At 54.3% G+C, this 21,244-nt stretch carries 17 protein-coding genes and 1 pseudogene; 14 read left to right on the top strand and 4 right to left on the bottom strand.

Features of this window, described 5'->3' with window-relative positions; translation table 11 throughout:
- Positions 1-83: 83 nt before the first annotated feature.
- Both C0623_08430 and C0623_08435 read left to right on the top strand, forming a co-directional pair.
- Positions 84-1,649 carry a hypothetical protein gene (locus C0623_08430; GenBank protein ID PLX99827.1) on the top strand — a complete coding sequence of 522 codons (1,566 nt, stop codon included), beginning with the start codon at positions 84-86 and terminating at the stop codon, positions 1,647-1,649.
- 3 nt (positions 1,650-1,652) lie between these two features.
- Positions 1,653-2,993: a phosphohydrolase gene (locus C0623_08435; protein PLX99828.1), complete on the top strand. Its 1,341-nt coding sequence runs from the start codon at positions 1,653-1,655 to the stop codon at positions 2,991-2,993.
- A 755-nt stretch (positions 2,994-3,748) separates the two neighbouring features.
- Here the strand turns inward: C0623_08435 and C0623_08440 are convergent.
- Complete coding sequence (locus tag C0623_08440) at positions 3,749-4,315, bottom strand: hypothetical protein (GenBank protein PLX99829.1); 567 nt, start codon at positions 4,313-4,315, stop codon at positions 3,749-3,751.
- Positions 4,316-4,335: 20 nt separating this feature from the next.
- Positions 4,336-4,770, bottom strand: coding sequence for a single-stranded DNA-binding protein (locus C0623_08445; protein PLX99830.1), 435 nt, complete (start codon positions 4,768-4,770; stop codon positions 4,336-4,338).
- A gap of 142 nt (positions 4,771-4,912) precedes the next feature.
- Between C0623_08445 and C0623_08450 the strand changes: the two genes are divergently transcribed.
- The 4 genes and pseudogenes from C0623_08450 to C0623_08465 all read left to right on the top strand — a co-directional run bounded on the left by C0623_08450 (position 4,913) and on the right by C0623_08465 (position 10,401).
- Entirely contained in the window at positions 4,913-5,632 is a 720-nt protein-coding gene (locus C0623_08450; protein ID PLX99831.1) for a 1-acyl-sn-glycerol-3-phosphate acyltransferase, read from the top strand.
- A pseudogene (locus tag C0623_08455) lies at positions 5,625-7,307 on the top strand (ribonuclease J). The gene C0623_08450 and the pseudogene C0623_08455 overlap by 8 nt, the downstream one beginning before the upstream one ends.
- Positions 7,308-7,310: 3 nt before the next feature.
- Positions 7,311-8,102 (top strand): UDP-diphosphatase, encoded by a 792-nt coding sequence (locus tag C0623_08460; protein PLX99832.1) that lies wholly within the window; start codon positions 7,311-7,313, stop codon positions 8,100-8,102.
- 10 nt (positions 8,103-8,112) lie between these two features.
- Positions 8,113-10,401: a cell division protein FtsK gene (locus C0623_08465; GenBank protein PLX99833.1), complete on the top strand. Its 2,289-nt coding sequence runs from the start codon at positions 8,113-8,115 to the stop codon at positions 10,399-10,401.
- Between the two features lie 179 nt (positions 10,402-10,580).
- On the opposite strand, the gene C0623_08470 is transcribed toward C0623_08465, so the two are convergent.
- Both C0623_08470 and C0623_08475 read right to left on the bottom strand, forming a co-directional pair.
- The gene (locus C0623_08470) at positions 10,581-12,470 is read right to left on the bottom strand and encodes a hypothetical protein (GenBank protein PLX99834.1); all 1,890 of its coding nucleotides are present in this window, start codon (positions 12,468-12,470) and stop codon (positions 10,581-10,583) included.
- Between the two features lie 389 nt (positions 12,471-12,859).
- Positions 12,860-13,807, bottom strand: a complete 948-nt coding sequence (locus C0623_08475; protein ID PLX99835.1) for a hypothetical protein — start codon at positions 13,805-13,807, stop codon at positions 12,860-12,862.
- 205 nt (positions 13,808-14,012) lie between these two features.
- Here C0623_08475 and C0623_08480 point away from each other — a divergent pair, with 205 nt between their 5' ends.
- The 8 genes from C0623_08480 (at position 14,013) to C0623_08515 (ending at position 21,209) form a co-directional block, all read left to right on the top strand.
- A complete protein-coding gene (locus tag C0623_08480; protein PLX99836.1) occupies positions 14,013-14,762 on the top strand; it encodes a 1-(5-phosphoribosyl)-5-amino-4-imidazole-carboxylate carboxylase in 750 nt (249 codons plus the stop codon).
- 298 nt (positions 14,763-15,060) lie between these two features.
- Positions 15,061-16,248: a TIGR00299 family protein gene (locus tag C0623_08485; GenBank protein PLX99837.1), complete on the top strand. Its 1,188-nt coding sequence runs from the start codon at positions 15,061-15,063 to the stop codon at positions 16,246-16,248.
- Entirely contained in the window at positions 16,245-16,718 is a 474-nt protein-coding gene (locus C0623_08490; protein ID PLX99838.1) for a phosphatidylglycerophosphatase A, read from the top strand. Before C0623_08485 ends, C0623_08490 begins: the two co-directional genes overlap by 4 nt.
- Positions 16,718-17,953, top strand: a complete 1,236-nt coding sequence (locus C0623_08495; protein ID PLX99839.1) for a damage-inducible protein CinA — start codon at positions 16,718-16,720, stop codon at positions 17,951-17,953. The genes C0623_08490 and C0623_08495 overlap by 1 nt, the downstream gene beginning before the upstream one ends.
- Entirely contained in the window at positions 17,950-18,519 is a 570-nt protein-coding gene (locus tag C0623_08500; GenBank protein ID PLX99840.1) for an RNA 2',3'-cyclic phosphodiesterase, read from the top strand. The genes C0623_08495 and C0623_08500 overlap by 4 nt, the downstream gene beginning before the upstream one ends.
- A gap of 64 nt (positions 18,520-18,583) precedes the next feature.
- Positions 18,584-19,612 carry a recombinase RecA gene (gene recA, locus C0623_08505; protein ID PLX99841.1) on the top strand — a complete coding sequence of 343 codons (1,029 nt, stop codon included), beginning with the start codon at positions 18,584-18,586 and terminating at the stop codon, positions 19,610-19,612.
- 3 nt (positions 19,613-19,615) lie between these two features.
- The gene (locus C0623_08510) at positions 19,616-20,767 is read left to right on the top strand and encodes a type IV pili twitching motility protein PilT (GenBank protein PLX99842.1); all 1,152 of its coding nucleotides are present in this window, start codon (positions 19,616-19,618) and stop codon (positions 20,765-20,767) included.
- Positions 20,652-21,209, top strand: a complete 558-nt coding sequence (locus C0623_08515; protein ID PLX99843.1) for a recombinase RecX — start codon at positions 20,652-20,654, stop codon at positions 21,207-21,209. The genes C0623_08510 and C0623_08515 overlap by 116 nt, the downstream gene beginning before the upstream one ends.
- The last annotated feature ends 35 nt before the right edge of the window (positions 21,210-21,244 follow it).

The following is a 21,244-nucleotide window of genomic DNA, read 5'->3' on the forward strand; positions in this document are numbered from 1 at the left end:
ATAAATGATTGTGATGCCTGTTTACTTTTGTCGTATGAAAAGCTATTTTAGGTGTATGGTTTAACCATCCTGACGGAGGGGTTTTGAGCGACAACCAGCAAAATCATACCGGGCTTGAAAATGCCCTTAAAAACCTGGTCAAGCTGATCAAGGCGGTGCAGTACTATCCGCCGACCCACCCGACCCTCAAACAGGCCTTACATGAAACAGCAAAAAGTATCCTGTCACTGATAACCGATGATGATGAGTTTGTCTGTGCCGTCAAAAAAGATGGGTTTTATCTCGAAGACAAGCCGGTGGCGCACAAGAATCCGATTCTTGCCAAATTGGCGCCATTCCTGTTTTCCCGACGCATTAACCACCTGATGTTCCTCCCGGATCTTGATGTCAACGATCTCCAGGCCTTTGCCCGTTGTCTTACCCTGGAAGCAACCGAGATCCAGAAAATGGGCGGAATTCACGAACTGCTGATGAAAGCCCGTGTTTCGACGATCTGGGTCAACATGGTCGAACCGGCCCAGTTCATGGAGCTCAAAAAAGAGCTCGAAGCCGAGAAAGAAAAATTCGTCGGTGAGCAGGACGAGGAAGAAAGGGAACAGAAACAGGAGCAGGAACTGACCGAAGAGGAACGGAGTCTCGAAAAAATTCTGCGCGAGCTGCAGCAGGAAGCAGTCGACCAACGCTTTCGCTACCTCATACAGGAACTGACGCCGCACATTCATCTCAACCTGACCGAGACCGGCCGGCCACTCGTCCTCGAAGCGATCAACTACCTGGCTGACATCTCGAAAGACGAGGAAGTGAGTAACAACCGCCGAGACTACTGTCTCAACGCCCTTGATCAGCTTGCGTCCGAGGATGTCCTTGATTTCCTGGTGATGATTCTCTGCAGCAAGGATTCGTGGGACGCCCTGCGCGAGGGGGTCATGCGGGCCCTGGTCTCGCTTAAAGGAAAAATCGTCGTCTGGCGTCTGATGGACCACCTTTCCGAAGAGAGCGATGGACAGGTCCGGAAATCACTTGCCGAAGTTCTGATCCGCCAGGATCTTGCGGCAATGCCGATCCTCTTTGAATATCTCGACGATGACCGCTGGTTTGTCGTTCGCAATGCAGTTGCCATTCTTGGTGAAATCCGTCGCGAAGAATCAACGGAACATTTGCAGAAAACGCTTGGCCATCGCGATGTCCGGGTCCGCCGTGAAACAATCCGTGCTCTGACCAAGATTGGCGGTGCCAATGCAATCGGTGTTTTGCTTCGCACGGTTGTCGCCGGCGATCCTGATTTGAGTCGCCAGGCACTCCTGTCTCTCGGTGCCATGAAAAATGCCGCGGCGGTTCCAACTCTGGTCAAGATGGTTAAGGAAATGCCGAACTCCCCGGCAATGGCCGATATCAAGAAAGATGCGATCAAGGCGCTCGGAGAAATCGGATCGCCTGAAGCTTTGCCGGTACTGACCGATATCTACAATTCCAAAGCCTTCTGGCGCCGCACCCTGCTCGACGAAATCCGTGCCTCTGCAATCGCCGCAATCGGCGTTATCCCGAGTGAGCAACGTCTGCAACTTCTACAAAGTGCAGCCAACGACAATTCCGATGTCGTCGCCCGGGCCGCGACCAAGGCGCTCAAACAGCTTAAACGTAACGAATAATTTATGAGCTACGAACACCACCAGACACTGATCCAGGGGCTGGCCGGTGCCCTCAAGGGGTTGCGCCTCTACCCGATACAGCATCCTGCAATCGAACAGCGGACGCGTGACCTGCAAAACGCTTTCACCCAGTTGTTCAGCCACCAGGAAGTCATCCGTATGGGCCTGCTTGAAGGGACCCTTTTCGTCGAAGACTCTCTTTTCCCTGACGATAACCCGGCAGCAATCGAAATGACCGGCATTCTCGATAACCTCGAAATCGAGGGGCTCGAGTTCTTCTCCGGGCTCGGCAAAGACGAGATCGAGCATTTCCTTGAAATCATCAGCAAACCACCCGGCAAAGGTGATGACTTCATAAGCTTCATGCTTGAGAACGGCCCTGAGCATATCAAGGTCGCATCGGTTGAAACCGTCGATGATGCCAAAGAATCAGATTCACCGCGCAAGGTTTACGGCAAGGCACTCAAGGTCATCAATACTATCTTTGATGATGTCAGGATGGGGCGCATCCCCTCCTCAGACGAAGCTGTCGGCGTCGTCAAGAATATGGCCCGACTGACCCTCGAAGATCCGCACGCCCTGTTTGCGCTTTCCCTGCTTAAAGATTACGACAACTATACCTTTACCCATTCGGTCAATGTTTCGGTGCTCGCACTCTCGGTCGGTCGTGCCTGCGCCTGTTCAGAGGAAGAACTTCGCCTGCTCGGCCTCGGCGGACTGCTACACGACATCGGCAAACTGAAGATTGACGTCAAGATTATCAACAAGCCCGGCAAGCTGAATGATGAAGAGTTTAAAACGATCAAGACCCATCCGACCCTCGGCATGGCTATCGTCAAGGAGATGGAAGGGACAACGCAGGAGGTTATCGACATCGTTCATTGCCATCATCTCCGCTACGATCGTAATGGCTACCCCGAAGATGCCCGTGGAAAAAAGATTTCGCGCCTCGTTGACATGTCGGCGATCGCCGACACCTACGACGCCATGACCACAATGCGCTCCTACCAGAACCCGATGACGCCGCGTAAAGCAATCGAAGTCATCGAAGGGCTGGCCGGCAGCACTCTCAACCCGCAATTTGTTGAACGGTTCTCCTACTCACTCGGAACCTACCCGGTCGGCACCCTGGTCCGGCTTGACACCAATGAAATCGGTTTGGTTATGGAAGTCGGCAAAAAGAATCCGGACGACGTCTTCCTTAAGATCCTGTTCGGCAAGGTTGGTGAAAAGCTGCCCGATCCGTACATGCTTGAGCTCAGTGGTTCCGATGTCATCCGAATCACCGGCGAGGTCGATCCGTTTATCAAAGGGATTGAGGTGACGGATTACTTCACCAAGTAATTACCTTTGTGAAAACCCGATTACATACAAAAAAAGGTTCAAAGCATTTTCCCGGGAGTTAAGTGGTGCGTACTCAAATTCCGTCATATTTTCCCAATCGCATCCGAAAAGCATAAAACCAGTTCGCCGATATCGCCCGGCCCACCCGCCTGATGATCAGGTTCCCTCACTGCGCAGATTTCAATCCGTCAGTCACTGGCGTTACCTGAACGCCGGATTAAAATACGCTCGCTCGGCGGTTTTACATATAAGACAGCTGTAAGTTTTAAGCTGTCAGAGGAAGTCAGGAAAAGTCTCAATACTTTAAAATCAAAGCCTTTGACTAACCCCCGGTGCTCTTGAGGTCGCACCTGTCAGCGCAATCACTGAACCGCAGCCCGACCGCAACCGCCACAGCGACGAGCTGTGTTTGCCTCAAGGCAAACTCCCTGGCAGCAAAGTTGAACATAATCAATTCAGACCGCACAAAAAGGCCCCCTGCAAGGGAGCCGTTTTCTGCATACTCTTTTATGGCTCAATAAAAGAGTATGGCGGAGTGCGCGGCCGCGACCGCGCGGTTCTCCTGTCTTCTGCCTTCAGGGGGGACACTTCCCTGGACTTCGGGTAGTGTCCCCAACTAGCAGTGTCCCCATCCATCTTGCCTGTCCTGAGCCCACTGAAGGGGGGGGAATGTAATGCTGTATTCACACTCATCTGCGAAAAACCAAAAAAGCCGCAAAAGCGGCCTTTTTGATGCATATAAATGTAAAAAAATTTTAAACTTCCAGCTCCGCCAACGCCAGCGCCGCTGCCTTGCGTACCGATGGCCGCGCATCGCGCAAAGCACCGAGGATCGGCTCCTCCGCTTCCGGCACCCCGATCCTGCCGAGTGACTGCAGAGCCGAGCAAACCAGAGCATCATCATCACCATCGAGCAATCCGGACAGGTGCGGCACAAGCCGCTTGTCGGGGAAATTACCGAGGGCATCAGCGGCATGCACCCGTACCGAAGGATCGGGATCTTTGAGATGTTTGCCGATATTCATGATGGTCTTGGCGTTTTTCTTTTCGCCGAGTATTTGCAAGGCGAGCCCGCGCATATTGGCGTCATCTTCACCGAGAATCTTGATCAGCGGCGGGAAGGCTTTTTCGCTGTGAATTCTGCCGAGCGAAAGAATCGCCTTCGCCTTGAAGGCCCGATTATCGCCATCAAGATGCGCAAGGATCGTATCGAGCTGCATGCCGGCCTCGACTTTCTCCATTGCCGAGGCGACAGCGGCCCGTACCTCCTCGTCGGAGTCATTAATCAGGCTGCGCAGGGCTTCCAGGCGATCTGACAGCATTTACAAATCCCCTATGTTCATCAGAACGGAATATCGTCATCCGGATTGAATGACGGTTCCTCAACTTGCGGTTCAGGGCGCTGGTCGAAATCATCGCCGCCACGGCTCCGACCGCCGCCATCATCGCCCCGGCTACCGAGCATCTGCATCTGATCGGCAACGATTTCAGTGATATAGCGCTTATTGCCATCGCGATCATCATAGGATCGGGTCTGAATCCGCCCCTCGATATAGATCTGTTTTCCCTTGTGCAGGTATTTTCCACAGATTTCTGCCAGGTTGCGCCAAGTGACGATGTTGTGCCACTCGGTTTTTTCCTGCTGCTCGCCACTACGGTCCTTGTAGCGTTCTGACGTCGCCAGTGAAAACGTGGCAACGGCGGTGCCGGATGAAGTGTAGCGCAGCTCCGGATCCTTGCCGAGATTTCCAACCAGAATGACCTTGTTTACCGACATGTGAACTCCCTCCATCAACACAAATTAGAATACTGAGTTTAACTGAAAGGCCCAGGACTGTAAAGCCTTTCCAAAAAGATTTGACTCCCTTCATGATTATCCATAGACTGTCCTTTTTACATACATTTTCAGGCCTGCTTAAATGCTCAGAACAATTATCTTTTTCGGGACTTACATCCCCTTCACCGGGCTCTGTATCCTGCTGGCGATCATGGTGTCGCTCTGCAGTACGGCAAACCGCGTCCATCAGGTTGCCAGATGGTGGGGCAAGGTGGCCCTCTGGCTCGGCGGTGTCCGGATTGAAACGACCGGCAGCGAGCACATCGAAGCGCATCGGCCAACTATTTATATGGCCAACCATCAGAGTAATTTCGATATCCCGATTCTCTACTCCGGCCTGCCAATCCAGTTCCGCTGGCTCGCCAAAAAGGAGTTGTTTGATGTCCCTTTCTTCGGCAACGCCATGCAGCGAGCCGGCTACATACCGGTCGACCGCGGCAACCGCAAACGGGCTATTGCCAGCATGGACTATGCGGCAGACAGGATACGTCAGGGAGCCTCGGTTATCATTTTCCCGGAAGGGACCCGTTCTCCTGACGGCAACCTGCTATCATTCAAAAAGGGTGGCTTCATGCTCGCCCTGCAGTCGGGAGCACCGATCGTTCCGATAGCAATCAGCGGCAGTCGCGATCTGATGCCGAAAAACCAGCTACGCATCCGCGGCGGCACGGTTAATCTGACAATTTTCCCGGCCATTGACACCACCGGCCTGACCGAGAACGATCGCGACCATTTGATAGCTACTGTTGTGTCTTCAATCTCTTCCGCAGTCACCGTTTCTCAGGAACCGGTCGATGCCTGAACTTTCGTCTCTCGCCGAAGACCAGGTCCGGCTTTTGCCGCTCGGCGGGCTCGGCGAGATCGGCCTCAACATGATGGCGCTCGAGCATCAGAGCAAGATCGTCATTATCGACTGTGGCCTGATGTTCCCTGAAGCCTACATGCTCGGCATCGACATCGTCATCCCGGATACGTCCATTCTTGAGGAGCGGGTTGCCGATATCTGCGGACTGCTTTTGACTCATGGCCACGAAGATCACATCGGCGCCATTCCATTTCTGATTGACAAGCTCGGCTTCCCCCCGGTGTATGGAACCCGGCTGACCCTCGGCCTGCTCAAGGGAAAACTGGTTGAACACGATCTCGATTCCCGGGTCGACTGCCATGAGGTCAGCTTGCGACAGCCGCTTGAACTCGGCCCTTTTACAGTCGAATTTTTCCGCGCCGCCCACTCGATCGTCGACGGGACCGGTCTGGCAATCCGTACCGGTGCCGGCCTGATCGTCCACACCGGTGATTTCAAGCTTGATCCGACGCCGGTCGATGGCGAGCAGACGGACCTCGCTTTTCTGAAAAAATGCGGCGACGAAGGGGTCAGATTGCTGCTCGCCGATTCGACCAATATTGAAAAAGAGGGTCATACCCGCTCGGAAAAAGAGGTTGGTGAGGCCTTTGTCGAAATCATGCCGCAGTGCCGGGGGCAGGTTGTGATGGCGACTTTTTCCTCCAACATTCACCGCATTCAACAGATTGTCGATGCCGCCGTTGCAAGTCATCGAAAGATTCTGATCAACGGCCGCAGCATGGTCAATAATATCGCCATTGCCCGCCAACTCGGCTACCTTCATATTCCGGACGAAGCCCTGATCGACCTGCGCGACTACCGAACCCTGCCCCCTCATCAGATCATGGTACTGACCACCGGCAGCCAGGGTGAGCCGCTCAGCTCACTGACCCGCATCGCCATGGATTAGCACAAGCAGATCAGACTTGCCTCCGGCGACACGGTGATTCTTTCATCAAAATTCATCCCCGGCAACGAGAAGGCTATCGCCAGCATGATCAACCATATCTACCGTCGTGGCGCCGAGGTTCACTACGAAACGACCAGTGAAATCCATGTCTCCGGTCATGCCGCCCGCGAGGAGCTGCGCCAGGTTATTGAACTGACCCGGCCAGAGTGCTTTGTCCCGGTGCACGGTGAGTACCGTCACCTGGTCAAACACGCCGATCTGGCCAGGGATACCGGTCTGAACCCGGCAGCGGTACCGGTACTGGAAAACGGGACATCCTTGCGCCTTTCTCCGACTGCAATAGAAATCGGAGAGAAATTCAATTCGGGACGGATTTTTGTAGACGGCAAAGGGGTCGGCGACGTAGGATTCATGGAATTGCGCGACCGTAGCCACCTCGCCCATCACGGCATGGTTGTCGTGATGCTCGGGTTGGACCGTATGACCGGGAAAATCGTGTACGGTCCGGAGTTGATGACGCGTGGATTTCTGATTGAAGATGACCATCATGATTTTCTTGAACAGGCGCGGCAGGTGATCGTTGAAATGCTGGCCGAACATTCACTCGAGGCTCTTTCGGATTGCGAAGAACTGCGGGTCGAAGTCAGAAGGTCCTTGCGCCGTTTTTTCAACAAAAGTATTGAACGTCGCCCGATGATTCTGCCAATTATCCTGGAGTTTTAATAAATGACCCTCGAACAGGCGATAGCACTCGGCGCCCTGCAGGGTGCCACCGAATTTCTGCCGGTCTCCTCAAGCGGCCACCGGGCGATCGCCCAGAGCCTGATCAGCGGCTTTTCACAACCGGGTGTCCTCTTTGACGTACTGTTGCATGTCGGCACCATGATCGCCGTCGCCATTTATTTCTGGAAGGATCTCCGAAAGCTCTTGACTGCTCCTTTCCGCCAGGACGATTCGGCCGGGAATGATCGTCGCATGCTGCTGCTACTGATCGTCGGTTCGATTCCAACCGCGATCATCGGTCTGGCCGGCAAGGATTATGCGACCGCCCTGTTTCACAATATTCCGGTCGTTGCCGCCATGCTGATCGTCACCGGATCGATTCTCTTCATCAGTGAACGGCTGCGCAAAGGTGAGGGTAGCAGCAACATCGGTTACGGCGATGCGATCATTGCCGGTATTGCCCAGGGACTGGCAATCATTCCCGGCATCTCGCGTTCCGGCTCGACCATAGCCAGCCTGTTGCTACGCGGCATCGACGGCGAGAGCGCCGCCCGTTTCTCCTTTCTGCTGGCAATGCCGGCAATCTTCGGTGCAACCCTGCTCTCACTTGACGACATTCAAAAGGTTTCCCCGGCGGAGATGACCAGCTACATTGCCGGAACCGGTGCGGCCCTGATGATCGGCCTCTTGTCAATCCATTTTCTTTTAGCGATAATACGACGCAAACGACTCTACTATTTTGCAATATACTGCTGGGTGGCCGGGGCACTTTTCATGACCCTCTCCCTGACCTGATAGGGAATTCATGAGCAAACAAGAAAAAAAACCGCTATTTCGGGAACATCTCAAGAAAGAGATTATCGGTCTTATCTGGCTGGCGATCGGCGCCTACCTGTTGCTCTGCCTGCTGACCTTCAACAGCGCCGACCCGTCGTTCAATAACAACCTCCATCCGGACAGAATTTCCAACTTCGGAGGCGTTATCGGATCACACATGACAGATCTGCTCTACCAGGGCTTCGGCATTCCGATTCTGCTTGTCCCCTGTGCCTTTCTTCTGTTCGCCTGGAAACTGCTCAAGTTTCGCGACCTGCATGTCAAACCGTACAAGGTCGGCGCCTTTCTGTTGCTGATCCTTTCTCTCGACGGGCTGTTCGCCCTGCATATCAGCGCTTTCAATTTCCTCGGCGAAACAATCCACCGTCCGGGTGGCGCCGTCGGCGCAATCCTTGGCGGAGCCCTCGAAAAATACCTCAACACCTCCGGCGCCACCATCTTTCTGCTCGTATTCCTGATCGTCGCCCTGATGCTGGTTGCCCGCTTTTCGGTGGTTCTTTTCCTCGAAGGGGTTCTGGCCAGGCTCGCCGAATTTCTTGAGAAACGGCGTGAGGCTCATGAAGCACGCAAACTGCAGAAGGCGAAAGAGAAGGGACTCAGGATCGAAACGGCGCCCAAGGTAACGCCGCCGGAGAAAACGAAAAAAGTCCCACCCAAAAAACAGGAAAAAAAGAAATCGAAAAAAGATATTGAAGGCCAGGAGGCTTTTGACTTTCTTGAACCGACCGGCACCTATCACATGCCGCAACTGTCGCTACTCGATCATGAGGGTGGCGAACCGGCACCGATCGACAAGGATGCCCTGACGATGAATGCCCGTATCCTCGAGAAAAAGTTGAAGGACTTCGGGGTCGAGGGCGAAGTGGTCGAAGTCAAACCGGGACCGGTCGTCACGATGTACGAGTTTCTGCCGGCCCCGGGGGTCAAGGTCAGCAAGATCGCCGGCCTTTCCGACGATCTGACGATGGCGCTCTCGGCACTTTCGATCCGCATTGTCGCGCCGATCCCGGGTCGCGGCGTCGTCGGCATCGAAATTCCGAACAAGGACCGTGAGACCGTCTATCTCAAGGACATTTTCCAGTCATCCGAGTTCCAGAACTCACGCAGCCGGCTGCCGATGGCGCTCGGCAAGGACATCTTCGGTCACACCATCGTCTCCGACCTGGTCAAAATGCCGCACCTGCTGGTCGCCGGCGCCACCGGCAGCGGTAAATCGGTTTCGGTCAACACCATGATTCTCTCCCTGCTCTACCGGTCTTCACCGGAAGACGTGCGGCTGATCATGATTGATCCGAAGATGCTGGAACTTTCGATCTACGAGGGGATTCCGCACCTGCTGCTGCCGGTTGTGACCAACCCGAAAAAGGCGGCCCTGGCCCTCGCCTGGGCGGTGCGGGAGATGGAGCGGCGTTACAAACTGATGGCCGACAAGGGCGTGCGCAACATCGACGGCTACAACAAGAAACTGGTCAAGGAAGAGAAGGAAGCTGCTGCCGGACGCAAGAGCAAGGAGGACCCGCAGGTAAAGCAGGACGATTTTCTCGAGGAGGAGCTGCCGGAAATCGAGATCGCCGAAGACGAAGAGCTTGAACATGGCCACCTGCCGCAACTCGTCATTATCGTCGATGAACTGGCCGACCTGATGATGGTCGCCGGACGTGATATCGAGGAATCGGTTGCCCGCCTCGCCCAGATGGCCCGCGCTGCCGGAATCCACCTGATACTGGCAACCCAGCGGCCGAGCGTCGATGTTATCACCGGCCTGATCAAGGCAAATTTCCCGACCCGGATATCCTTCAAGGTCTTCTCGCGCACCGACTCGCGCACCATCCTCGATTCGATGGGAGCCGAATCGCTGCTCGGCATGGGCGACATGCTCTACCTGCCACCCGGCACCGGCGCATTGCAGCGCGTTCACGGCGCGTTTGTTTCCGAAGTCGAGGTCCAGCGGGTCGTTGACTTCCTCGGCAAACAGGGGCAGCCGGAATACGACAAGACGATCCTTGAAACACCGGCTTCCGGCGAAGGTGGGCCGGGCGGTTTCGAGGAGGAAGAGGACGAAAAATGGGACGAGGCGCTCGCCCTGGTTGCCAACAAGCAACAGGCCTCGATCTCGATGATCCAGCGCCATCTGCGCATCGGCTACAACCGGGCCGCCCGGATGATTGAGAAGATGGAGCAGGAAGGGATTATCGGTCCGTCCGATGGCACCAGCCGGCCGAGAGAAGTTTTCCTTAACAAGATTGAGAATCCGTAAATAACGAAAAAACAGAAGACAAGAGACAGAATAAAGAAGGGCGATGTATTACATCGCCCTTCTTTATTTCAATATAAATTGATTTCGTTTAGCAGGGATGGACGTTGCCGCTCCCTACTACTTTCGGTTTCATGTATTTCTTCATAACTTTCTCCTTCTTTCAAAATTTGTTATTTATTTTATTGTTGTGGCGCCAAAACATTCCAGCCATTGGCGGTCGTATCTTTCCGGTGACAGTTGTTCATGGCCTGCTTAGCCCAGGTATCAGTCGCCAAAGGTCCCAATGTTGTTGCACCACCACCATCAGGGCCGCTGGCCGAAACACTCCAGTTGGAAATCGTGTAATCGAGGCAGTTCGTCACCAACAATGCCGGCAGACCTGACGCATGCGGCGTATGACATTTGGAGCAGGAAAAATCATGCGCTCGACCACTACCGCTACCGTTGCTGCCAATCCCCGTCGCCGAATACCAAGTCGAGTAACCAGCCCCACGGACGAGAGTACCAGCCGTTCCACCATAGTAGCCGGTGTTACGTGGTGGAGCAGTGCCGCTATTCCCCTTGTCGGGAGTATCCTGTTTGCCGTTTGAACCAAAAGGGAGAGTCTTGAAACGCTCATTGTTTCCATCCCACTTTTGATCTCCCCAACGGGAATCATCCACAACATTATCGGCACCCTGGCCAGCCATGAAAAACCCCATGCTCAAATTAACAACACTGTTGATACCATCTCGATCACGTGCATCAAACAAATTAACCCCCGCACTGCCCGAACCACCGAGTACAGCATTTGAATGACCATTGGTGCCAATCCAGAGGTTTTCAGCAGAGTAATAATCCATGGTATCTACATCGCTGCCATGGCAAAGGACACAGAGCCCTGCGGATGAAGCAAGGGACTCTCCGGATGTCGGGAAATTATTATTCTGGTCGATCTGGTAACCACCAAGCTGGTTGCCCCCGGAGGTATCGGTTCGGATACGCGGAACCGTGTCGGTACCATCAAAATGTGACCACTGGTTACCAGTCCAGCCGTCTCCACTTTGAGGCGGGCGTTCAAAGGTATCTGCCATGTAGGGGTTATGCATCCATGTGCCGCGGAGATAAGGAGCGGTATCTGGATCGTCTCCGGCAGCGATCACGCCACTGTGATCGGCCGTTCCGTGCACATCATGACAATAACTGCAGCGAATTCGGCTCACCGGTTCAAGTACCGGGCTACCAATTCCTGCCGGGTCGTTGTCACGCAAGGTTCCGGCCGGCCAGTTAATATTATGTTCTACCGAAGAGCTGACTCCATCTCCGATTAGATTACTGTCGATATCATTTGCCGTGTGAATCGACAAAGTTGGCCGGGGAGGAATGACGGTACTATCCAAGGTAAACGTTACAGCCGTCCAATCCTGACCTCCAGAAACGGTAAATCCGTGATCTATCAAAGCATCCCATTCAGACGGCCCTGCCCCATGGCAATCCCAGCATATTTCGGCTTCGCTTGTTGCACTAATCAGTGTCGCATTACCCCCAAGACCAATCCCGCCGGTTTTCTGATAATCGATACCGACCTTTGCATTGTTCGGAATGATAATATCACCACTATGTCCCGTGTGACATTCTATACACTGAGCCGTCCATTGGAAATCAGTCAGGCCAACGATCGGGTCAGTACCGTCAACACGCAGATGTGTACCAATGGCAGGAATGGTTGCACCTGCCTTGTCCAACACTTTAGGTGCATCTGCACTTAGGCTCGAATTGACATCGTGACACTCGACGCAGTGTCGCTTTTTGAAGCCGTCGCTGTGCATATGACAGGTGGCACAGTTGTCTCCCCAGGCATGGCTCTGAAAATCACCGACACCAGAATCACCTCCGGTCGTCGGACCGGCATTATGACAGATCTGGCAGGGACCATTGTTGGATGCACCCCGGCTGAAATCATTGTTGTTCTCGAAGACAACATCAACCAAGGCACCGAGCCCCCCCTGACCGGCCGGTCGTTCAACTCTGATCTGCGGAACTGGCAAATCAGGGCGAGGGGGTACGGTATCATTATAATCAAGCTCCATCCCTACCAGCTTGGTGTTATAGTTTCCTGCGCCATTAGCGTTTGGCCAAGGCAAGGGGGATGTCGGTTCTTCCGGATCACCATTGGTGTGAGGATTGTGACATTCGAGACAAGTGATATAACCCGGATTTCCTGCGCCAACATTACCCGGATCATGTATCGACGCTTCAGTGGCGATACTCAAAGGACCATGACAACTGATGCAAGTCGCCTCCGAAGAAACATCAGTCAAAAGCCCACCTCCGAAAATACTTGGACCAGCATGCAATTGATGACAGGTGTCACAAGCATTATAATTATAATGGGCTGCGATTAAAGCTTCAGAGTTCTGTGGCACAAACAAACTGCCCAGAATCCCCACCAACAAGAAGAGGCTTTGAATATTCTTCATTACGGCACCTCCCCTTCACCCGGATATACAACAACACGACCATTTCGATTATCTGCCACATAAACGTCACGTGTCACCGGCTCAACATAGACATCTAGTGGATAAAAAAGTTCGCCGTCGGCCGCTCCGCGCACTCCGATTGTCTTGACGGAACTTTTCGTCAAAAGATCGTAAACCTGGATTTCCGATGCCCCTGCATCTGCAATAAAAAGAAATTTATTGCCCGAAGAGTTGAATCCGATGCAAAGTCCTTGTGGTGTTGAAAAGGACTGGCTAGAACTCAGGCTGCCGCCCGAGACAACTGCAACAATTTCATCGATCAGAATACCGGACGAATCGAAGATTCTAACCCTTGGAAGAATGCCGCCTCCAGGATCACCAAAATCGCTGACGTAAAGATTCCCTGTCTGTTGATCCACGGTCAGAGCTGTTGGTCGGGCAAGGTTAGCGCTTACAACAGTATTGATTTCATTGCCATCTACAGAATTGAAAGCTCTGATTGCAAGAGCCTTGGCATCAAGGACATAGACTGTACCGGATGTCTTATCAATGGAAAGATCATTAACATCAGAAAAAATTCCGGTTTGATCTTCGAGATAAAAAAGAAAACTTCCAGAACTATTATAAACCTCTACTGAGCGGGTTGAACGATTTCCGATAAAGACTTTTCCGGAATAAGACAACACACAAGTTGGTTGCCCGGCTATACTGAAACATTGAGTCGGCTCTAAACTTAGCTGATCGACAAAACAGACTCTACCGGTAGAATAATCGGAAACAATAATGGCAGAGTTACCAGCAGCAGACAAACGGGCCGGTGATGAGAGTGCCGATGGCGGAGAGGATTTGGTCGGCACCGGATTGCTGTTATCACAACCAACAACAAGCGCCAGCGAAATCAACACTCCGAACATGTTTTTTAGACAAAAAAACTCTTTCAGACGCATGGGGTTACTCCCGGAAAGAAAAATTATCTATATTAGACATCTGTAACTATTTGAATTTTAGTTACAAACATTGCAAAATTCATTCCCTCAAAAACACGAATTCCCAACAAAACATCGAACTGCTTTTCTTCCCAAAAAAGCCTTTTCCTGTTAAGCTATAACCAACCTGAATCACAGGGTTTTTATTTTTTGTATAAGAGGATAAATGGACCCGAAACAGCTCGAAATAATCCTGCTGGAGTTGCAGCAGGGCAAGGCAGACATTGAAGATATCATGCAAAAACTGCGTGATTTGCCTTTTGAGGAGACCGGCGAAGCAACCATCGACCATCACCGTGAACTCCGTCAGGGCGTGCCGGAAGTGATCTTCGGCGAGGGGAAAACGGTCGAACAACTGCAGAAAATTATCGGCCGGATGAGCGAGAACGGCAGCAACGTCCTCACCACCCGGATCGATGCCGAAAAGGCAGAAAAGTTGCTCGGACAATTTCCGGAAGCCGAATATGACCCACTGGCCAGGACTCTCAGCCTGATCAGTAAAAAGATCGAATTCACTGGCCGCGGAAAAATCCTCGTGGTTTGCGCCGGTACCTCCGACCTACCGGTGGCTCGTGAAGCGATTGTCACCGCGCGCATGCTCGGCAACGAAGTTGAAGAACTGGTCGATGTCGGCGTGGCCGGCATCCATCGCCTGCTTGCCAAGACCGGAAAACTCCATGACGCCGCCGTCATTATCGTCGTCGCCGGCATGGAGGGGGCCCTTCCTTCGGTGGTCGGCGGCTTGGTCGGCGTACCGGTGATTGCTGTCCCGACTTCAGTCGGCTACGGCGCCGCCTTCGGCGGTATCGCCGCTCTGCTCGGCATGCTCAACTCCTGCGCCAGCGGTGTGACCGTTGTTAATATCGACAACGGCTTCGGCGCGGCCTTTGCCGCGAACAGGATAAACAAGGGATAAGGTGTAAAGGGGAAAGGTTAAAAAACCCTCTTCCCCGTGCGACGCCGCCGCAGAGCAGTGGAGTTTTACAGGAATTTGAGGGAAAACTGTCTGAGGACAGAAGTGCCCGAAGGGGACTGACGGACGAGTTTTTTTCCGAGCTGTAAAACGGAACGGAACGAAGGGAACCCGCCAACGGCGGGCAAGGAACCCGGGGCGCCTTTCTTTGCTTCGTTTCTTTGGGCGAGCAAAGAAATGAAGGCGTCATGCAGGGACGCAACCCCGCGACTTCGATTTTAAGGAATTACCTAAAGAAGCCATGCGCACCCTCTATCTCGACACTTTTTCCGGCATCGCCGGCGACATGTTTCTTGGCCTGATGCTTGACCTCGGTGTCGACAAAGAAACTATTCTAACCGAACTTAATAAGCTTGGTCTGGCTGGCTACACCATCGCTGCCCGCATCGAAAAACGCTGCGGTATTGCCGGGACCTACGTCGATATCAGTTATGATGAAGATCAGCCGGCCCGCACCTGGCAATCGATCGATCACATGATTGCCGACTCTGACATGGAACAGTTGGACAAGGATCTGGCGCGCCGGATTTTCAAACGGCTCGGCGAGGCGGAGGCAAAAATTCACGGCATCTCTCTTGAAAAGGTTCATTTTCATGAAGTCGGCGCCATTGACTCGATCATCGATATCGTCGGAGCCGCTATTGCCATCAACCGGCTTGGCGTCGAACAGGTTTTCTGCTCTCCACTTCCGCTCGGTCTCGGTTCGATCAACTCGGCCCACGGCACCTACCCGTTACCGGCCCCGGCAACCCTCGAAGTTTTGAGCGGCTTTCCGGTCGGCACCGATGACTCCAGCCTTGAGCTGGTGACACCGACCGGTGCGGTGATCGCTGTCGAGCTCGCCACCTTCGTGCCGATGCCGGAAATGGTCATTGAGAAGATCGGCTATGGCCTTGGCACACGCGATTTGCAGCAGAGACCGAACGTGCTGCGCGGCATTATCGGCGACGCCGATGAAATCGGAGAAAACTTTGATTCGGTCAGCGTTATCGAAACCCATCTCGACGACTGCAACCCGGAATGGCTCGGCTACCTGATGAACCATCTCTTCGAAAACGGCGCCCTTGATGTCGCCTACACGCCGCTGCAGATGAAGAAGAACCGCCCCGGCATCAGGGTCACAGTGATCTCTCCACCCGAAAAGGAGCTCGTTCTCGAATCAAATCTTTTGGAAAACAGCTCCGCCATCGGCGTCCGCCGCTATCGGACCCGGCGCCGTAAACTTGGCCGCAAAACCGAGATGGTCACCACCAGCCTCGGTGACGTTGCGCTCAAATGCCTGTATGACGATAATAAGCTGGTCCGTGTCACTCCGGAATACGAAAGTTGCCGACAGCTCGCCGAACAGAACAAGGTGCCGCTGCCTGAAGTCTATCGACTGGCCGAGCGAGCGGCCGACCACCTCTTCAATGACCGGGGGGACTTATGACCCGCTTCATCCTGTTTCTTTCCAGTAATGCCGGACTCGGTTATGCCCCGTATGCCTCCGGTACCGTCGGCACCCTTGCCGGTATCCCTGTTTTCTGGTTAATGGCACCGATGCCAGCATGGCTCTACGGAGTCACCTGGCTCGGTCTTCTGGCGATCTCGTTCTGGGCCTCCGACTTTGCCGGCAAGCATTACGGCGTCGTCGATGACGGCCGGATTGTCATTGACGAACTGGTCGGCTACCTGGTCACGGTCGCCTTTTTGCCATTTACCTGGACAACCGCAATTCTCGGTTTCCTCTTCTTCCGCCTGTTCGATATCACCAAGCCATACCCCGCTTCCTGGTTTGACAAAAAGATGAAAAACGGCATCGGCGTCGTCCTCGACGATGTCGTCGCCGGCATCTATGGTGCTATCGCTCTGCAGATCTGCCTGCGCTGGCTGATCCCCTGGATAAAGGAAATATTCTGATGCCAAAGATTGCGATCCTTGCCATCGGCGACGAACTGCTCAACGGCAGCCTCAGCGATACCAACAGCGCAGCTATCGCCCGCCTGCTGGCCCAGGATGGTTTTATCATCAGCGAGGTTCGGATCGTCGGCGACGAGACCGGGTCGATGACCTCCGCCGTTGCAGAACTGGCCGGCCGCTTCGATGTCCTGATCACGACCGGCGGACTCGGTCCGACGACGGACGACCTCACCGCCGAAGCCCTGGCCGTAGCCTGCGGGACCGAGCTCGCCCTGAATGAAGATGCGCTCCGGCTGGTCGATGCTTATTTCGAACGACTCGGCCGACCGAAACACCAACGCAATATCAAGTCGGCAACAATGCCGATCGGCGCCACCCCCCTGCAGAACCCGCGCGGCACCGCTCCCGGCATACAGCTGCAGCGGGGAACCTGCCAGATTTTTTCACTGCCGGGCGTCCCCGATGAAATGACGGCGATGATCGATTCGGCGATCCGGCCGGAACTGGTCAGAATATTCGGTCGTCAGCCCTATGAACCGGAACGGATCCTGACCCTGTTCGGCATTCCGGAGCCATTGGTCGAAGAGAAACTTCTGGCGGTCGGACTGCCTGTGGGGGTCGCATTGGCGTTCGGCGTTGAATTCCCGCTGGTCCTGGTCAAACTCCGGGCAACTGGCGCGAATGCCGCCGGCCGGCTTGACCAGGCGGTAGCAATCGTCGAATCGGTTTATATCGAACAGATCGTTGCCCGCGGTAGCGCCACGCTGGCTGACACAACCGCAGCCATGTTGATTGAGTCAGGGAAAACTCTCGCCCTGGCCGAATCATGCACCGGGGGGCTGATCGGCAAGATGTTGACTGACATCCCCGGATCATCCGCCTTCCTCGACCGCGGCGCCATCACCTATTCCAACCAGGCCAAGCATGACTGGCTGAATGTCAGCAAGAAAATTCTTGAAGAAGAAGGCGCGGTCAGCGAATCCTGCGCCCGGGCCATGGCCGAGGGCATTCGGCAATCAGCCGCGACCGATTACGCCCTGGCGGTGACCGGCATCGCCGGACCGGACGGCGGCACCACAGAAAAACCGGTCGGAACCGTATTTGTCGGATTGGCTGGTCCGGCCGGAACCATTGTCGAGCGCTATCAATTCACTGGTGACCGCGGTCGCATCAGGATGCGCACAGCCTGTGCCGGCCTGGCGATGCTGCAGCAGCGGCTGCGCAAAGAATCATGATGCCGGAGAAACCGGTTCGCTGTTTCATTGCCATCCCGCTTTCCGAGCCGGTCAAGGCTGCCATTACCTCTATCCAGAGGCGCCTGCAACAGGACTTGCCGGGCACCCGTTGGACCAAACCGGAGACGATGCATCTGACCCTTCATTTTTTCGGCGAACTCGGCTACGAGAACCTTGATAAAGCAGGCTCGGTTATGGTATCGATAGGGAGTTTATTCCGGCCTTTTACAATTGCACTTCACGGCCTCGGGGCGTTCCCGTCCCCGGACCGTGCCAGGGTGTTCTGGCTGGGGATAAAGAGCGCCAGCCTGACCATGCTTCACACGCATCTGCTCGAAAAGCTTGCGTCGGCTGGTTTTACCTGCGAAGAACGGCCCTTCGAGCCGCACATCACGCTCGGCCGGAGCCGCAGGGGCATGCAAAAGGCGGGACATATTCTGTCCCATGAGGGGGATATGTTTGCAGGTGAGATGACGGTCGACCGGCTGGTTCTTTACGAAAGCGAACTGCTTTCGTCAGGAGCTGTCCACCACCCTCGACAGACGATTCATTTCACTGCAGACTGAATTCAGGAGCATAAAGCGCCAGTCATCTCCGGTCTGCCGCTTTATCAGAGGAGGAAAAACCGACATGTCCGACAACAACCGCGAAAGAGCCATCGATCTGGCAATGAGTCAGATTGAAAAACAGTTCGGCAAAGGGAGCATAATGCGCCTCGGCGAGGATACGGTCCTGCCCGGCATACAAGGAATTTCAACAGGCGCCCTGAGCCTCGATATCGCCCTCGGCGTCGGCGGTGTGCCGCGCGGCCGAATCGTTGAAATCTATGGTCCGGAATCATCCGGCAAGACGACCCTGGCTCTGCATATTGCGGCCGAAGCCCAGAAGACTGGCGGCATCGCTGCTTTTGTTGATGCCGAGCATGCCCTCGATATCTCTTATGCCAAAAAACTTGGCGTCAACGCCGACGATCTGCTGGTTTCACAGCCCGACACCGGCGAGCAGGCCCTCGAAATTGTCGAGGTTCTGGTCCGCAGCGGCGCCATTGATGTCCTCGTCGTCGATTCGGTCGCAGCCCTGGTGCCGCGCGCTGAAATCGAAGGTGAAATGGGTGATTCGCACATGGGCCTGCAGGCCCGTCTGATGTCGCAGGCCTTGCGCAAACTGACGGCGACCATCAGCAAATCAAACTGCTGCGTTATCTTTATCAACCAGATCCGGATGAAAATCGGGGTCATGTTCGGCAACCCCGAAACAACCACCGGCGGCAACGCACTGAAATTCTATTCATCGGTCCGGATGGATATCCGCCGGATCGGCGCCCTGAAACAGGGCCAGGACGTGATCGGCAACCGGACCCGGGTCAAAATCGTCAAGAACAAGGTCGCACCGCCATTCAAGGAAGTCGAGTTTGATATCATGTATGGGCAAGGCATCTCCCGGGTCGGCGACCTGCTCGATCTCGCGACCGAGGCTGAGATCGTCGAAAAAAGCGGGGCCTGGTTCTCTTACGGTGAGGACCGGATCGGCCAGGGACGTGAAAACGTCAAGGTGTTCCTCAAGGAGAACCCGGACATCGCAGCCGATATCGAAAAGAAGTTACGTGAGAAACTTGAGCTTGCGGTTTCCGAATCGCAGGCTGAGGCTGAGGAGGCCTGATCGATGAATCTGACCGATATCCTGGGTATGGGAATGAAGGCACGGGCTTCAGACATTCATCTTAAGCCGGGCCTGCCGCCGGTATACCGGATTGACGGCACCTTGCGCCCGCATCCGAAACTGCCACGCCTGACCCCTGAACTGACCCATGATTTCGCCATGGAAATCATGAACGACATCCAGAAGGTCCGTTTCGAAGAAATCCACGAAGTCGATCTGAGCTACGGTGTCCCCGGACTCGGTCGTTTCCGTGTCAACGCCTTTACCCAGCGCGGGTCGGTCTCGCTGGTCTTTCGTTTCATCCCTTTTGAAATCAAGGGCATTGAGGATCTGACCCTGCCGCCGGTCATCAAAAAGATCGCTTCCGAGAACCGCGGTCTCGTCCTGGTTACCGGAGCCACCGGCTCCGGCAAATCGACGACACTGGCATCGATGATCGACTACATCAATGCCGAACGAACAGCCCATATTGTCACTATTGAGGATCCGATTGAATACCTGCACCGTGACAAGAAGTGTATTATCAATCAACGTGAGGTCGGCTTCGACACTGAAGGATACGATGTCGCCTTGAAAAGTGCCTTGCGCCAGGATCCCGACGTCATTCTGGTCGGCGAGATGCGAGACTTTGAAACGATCGAAACAGCGATCACCGCTGCCGAAACGGGTCACCTTGTTCTTTCAACCCTGCATACTATTGACGCCCCGGAGACGATCAACCGGATCATTTCGGTTTATCCGCCCTACCAGCAACGTCAGGTGAGGATGCAGTTGGCCGGGATCATCAAGGGCGTTGTTTCACAGCGTCTTGTCCCTCGCGCCGACGGCAAAGGCCGGGTTCCGGCAGTCGAGGTCATGGTTTCAACGGCGCGGGTCCGCGAACTGATTGATGACAAGGAAAAAACCAGACTGCTTCGTGATACGATCCAGGCCGGCTATACGAGCTACGGAATGCAGACCTTCGACCAGTCTTTGATGTGGCTCCTGAAACAGGAAATCATAACCTTTGAAGAGGCCTTGCGCCAGTGCTCGAATCCGGATGACTTTAAACTCAAGGTTTCCGGGGTTTCATCTACATCCGATCTCTCATGGGAAGATTTTGACAAGGACAAGGAGAATGAGGGGTCCGAAGATCCGGAAATCGAACGATTCTGATCCGTTTACCGTCGCCCTGAGGTTGTTGACCTATCGTGACCGGAGCACGACCGAGCTGACCAGAAAGTTGCGGGAACGCGGTTTTGGACAAAACGATATCGATCCGGTTCTTAACCGCTGCCTCGAACTTGGATACCTGAGCGATGAGCGTTTCGCATTTTCCCGCGCCCGGGCACTGGTCAGCAGTGGCCGGGCGGTCGGTATCCGGGCCCTGAACGAACTGAAAAAAGCCGGAGTCGCTATCGATCTTGCTGAACGGGCGCTGGCCGAGGCGGAAACCGAGCAGGACTTACCAGATCTAATGGATGAAATTCGTCGGCGGAAATTTCCCGATTTTGAATTTGACACGGCGACAGAAAAAGAAAAAAACCGGGTCCTCAATTTTTTTCGGCGCCGCGGCTTCCCGGTTTCAATGATACTGACTGTTTTAAAAAGCGAATGACAGCACAATTAATCCGGGCACCAGGGCACGAAGGA

This window comes from Desulfuromonas sp. (assembly GCA_002869615.1).
Classification (GTDB): domain Bacteria; phylum Desulfobacterota; class Desulfuromonadia; order Desulfuromonadales; family UBA2294; genus BM707.

What these genes read in the sequence shown, in the direction of transcription:
- C0623_08435 (PLX99828.1), top strand. Translation starts at nt 1,653, where the DNA reads ATGAGCTACGAACACCACCAGACACTGATCCAGGGGCTGGCCGGTGCC.
- C0623_08440 (PLX99829.1), bottom strand. Translation starts at nt 4,315, where the DNA reads ATGCTGTCAGATCGCCTGGAAGCCCTGCGCAGCCTGATTAATGACTCC.
- C0623_08445 (PLX99830.1), bottom strand. Translation starts at nt 4,770, where the DNA reads ATGTCGGTAAACAAGGTCATTCTGGTTGGAAATCTCGGCAAGGATCCG.
- C0623_08450 (PLX99831.1), top strand. Translation starts at nt 4,913, where the DNA reads ATGCTCAGAACAATTATCTTTTTCGGGACTTACATCCCCTTCACCGGG.
- C0623_08460 (PLX99832.1), top strand. Translation starts at nt 7,311, where the DNA reads ATGACCCTCGAACAGGCGATAGCACTCGGCGCCCTGCAGGGTGCCACC.
- C0623_08465 (PLX99833.1), top strand. Translation starts at nt 8,113, where the DNA reads ATGAGCAAACAAGAAAAAAAACCGCTATTTCGGGAACATCTCAAGAAA.
- C0623_08470 (PLX99834.1), bottom strand. Translation starts at nt 12,470, where the DNA reads ATGGAGCTTGATTATAATGATACCGTACCCCCTCGCCCTGATTTGCCA.
- C0623_08475 (PLX99835.1), bottom strand. Translation starts at nt 13,807, where the DNA reads ATGCGTCTGAAAGAGTTTTTTTGTCTAAAAAACATGTTCGGAGTGTTG.
- C0623_08480 (PLX99836.1), top strand. Translation starts at nt 14,013, where the DNA reads ATGGACCCGAAACAGCTCGAAATAATCCTGCTGGAGTTGCAGCAGGGC.
- C0623_08485 (PLX99837.1), top strand. Translation starts at nt 15,061, where the DNA reads ATGCGCACCCTCTATCTCGACACTTTTTCCGGCATCGCCGGCGACATG.
- C0623_08490 (PLX99838.1), top strand. Translation starts at nt 16,245, where the DNA reads ATGACCCGCTTCATCCTGTTTCTTTCCAGTAATGCCGGACTCGGTTAT.
- C0623_08495 (PLX99839.1), top strand. Translation starts at nt 16,718, where the DNA reads ATGCCAAAGATTGCGATCCTTGCCATCGGCGACGAACTGCTCAACGGC.
- C0623_08500 (PLX99840.1), top strand. Translation starts at nt 17,950, where the DNA reads ATGATGCCGGAGAAACCGGTTCGCTGTTTCATTGCCATCCCGCTTTCC.
- recA (PLX99841.1), top strand. Translation starts at nt 18,584, where the DNA reads ATGTCCGACAACAACCGCGAAAGAGCCATCGATCTGGCAATGAGTCAG.
- C0623_08510 (PLX99842.1), top strand. Translation starts at nt 19,616, where the DNA reads ATGAATCTGACCGATATCCTGGGTATGGGAATGAAGGCACGGGCTTCA.
- C0623_08515 (PLX99843.1), top strand. Translation starts at nt 20,652, where the DNA reads ATGACTTTAAACTCAAGGTTTCCGGGGTTTCATCTACATCCGATCTCT.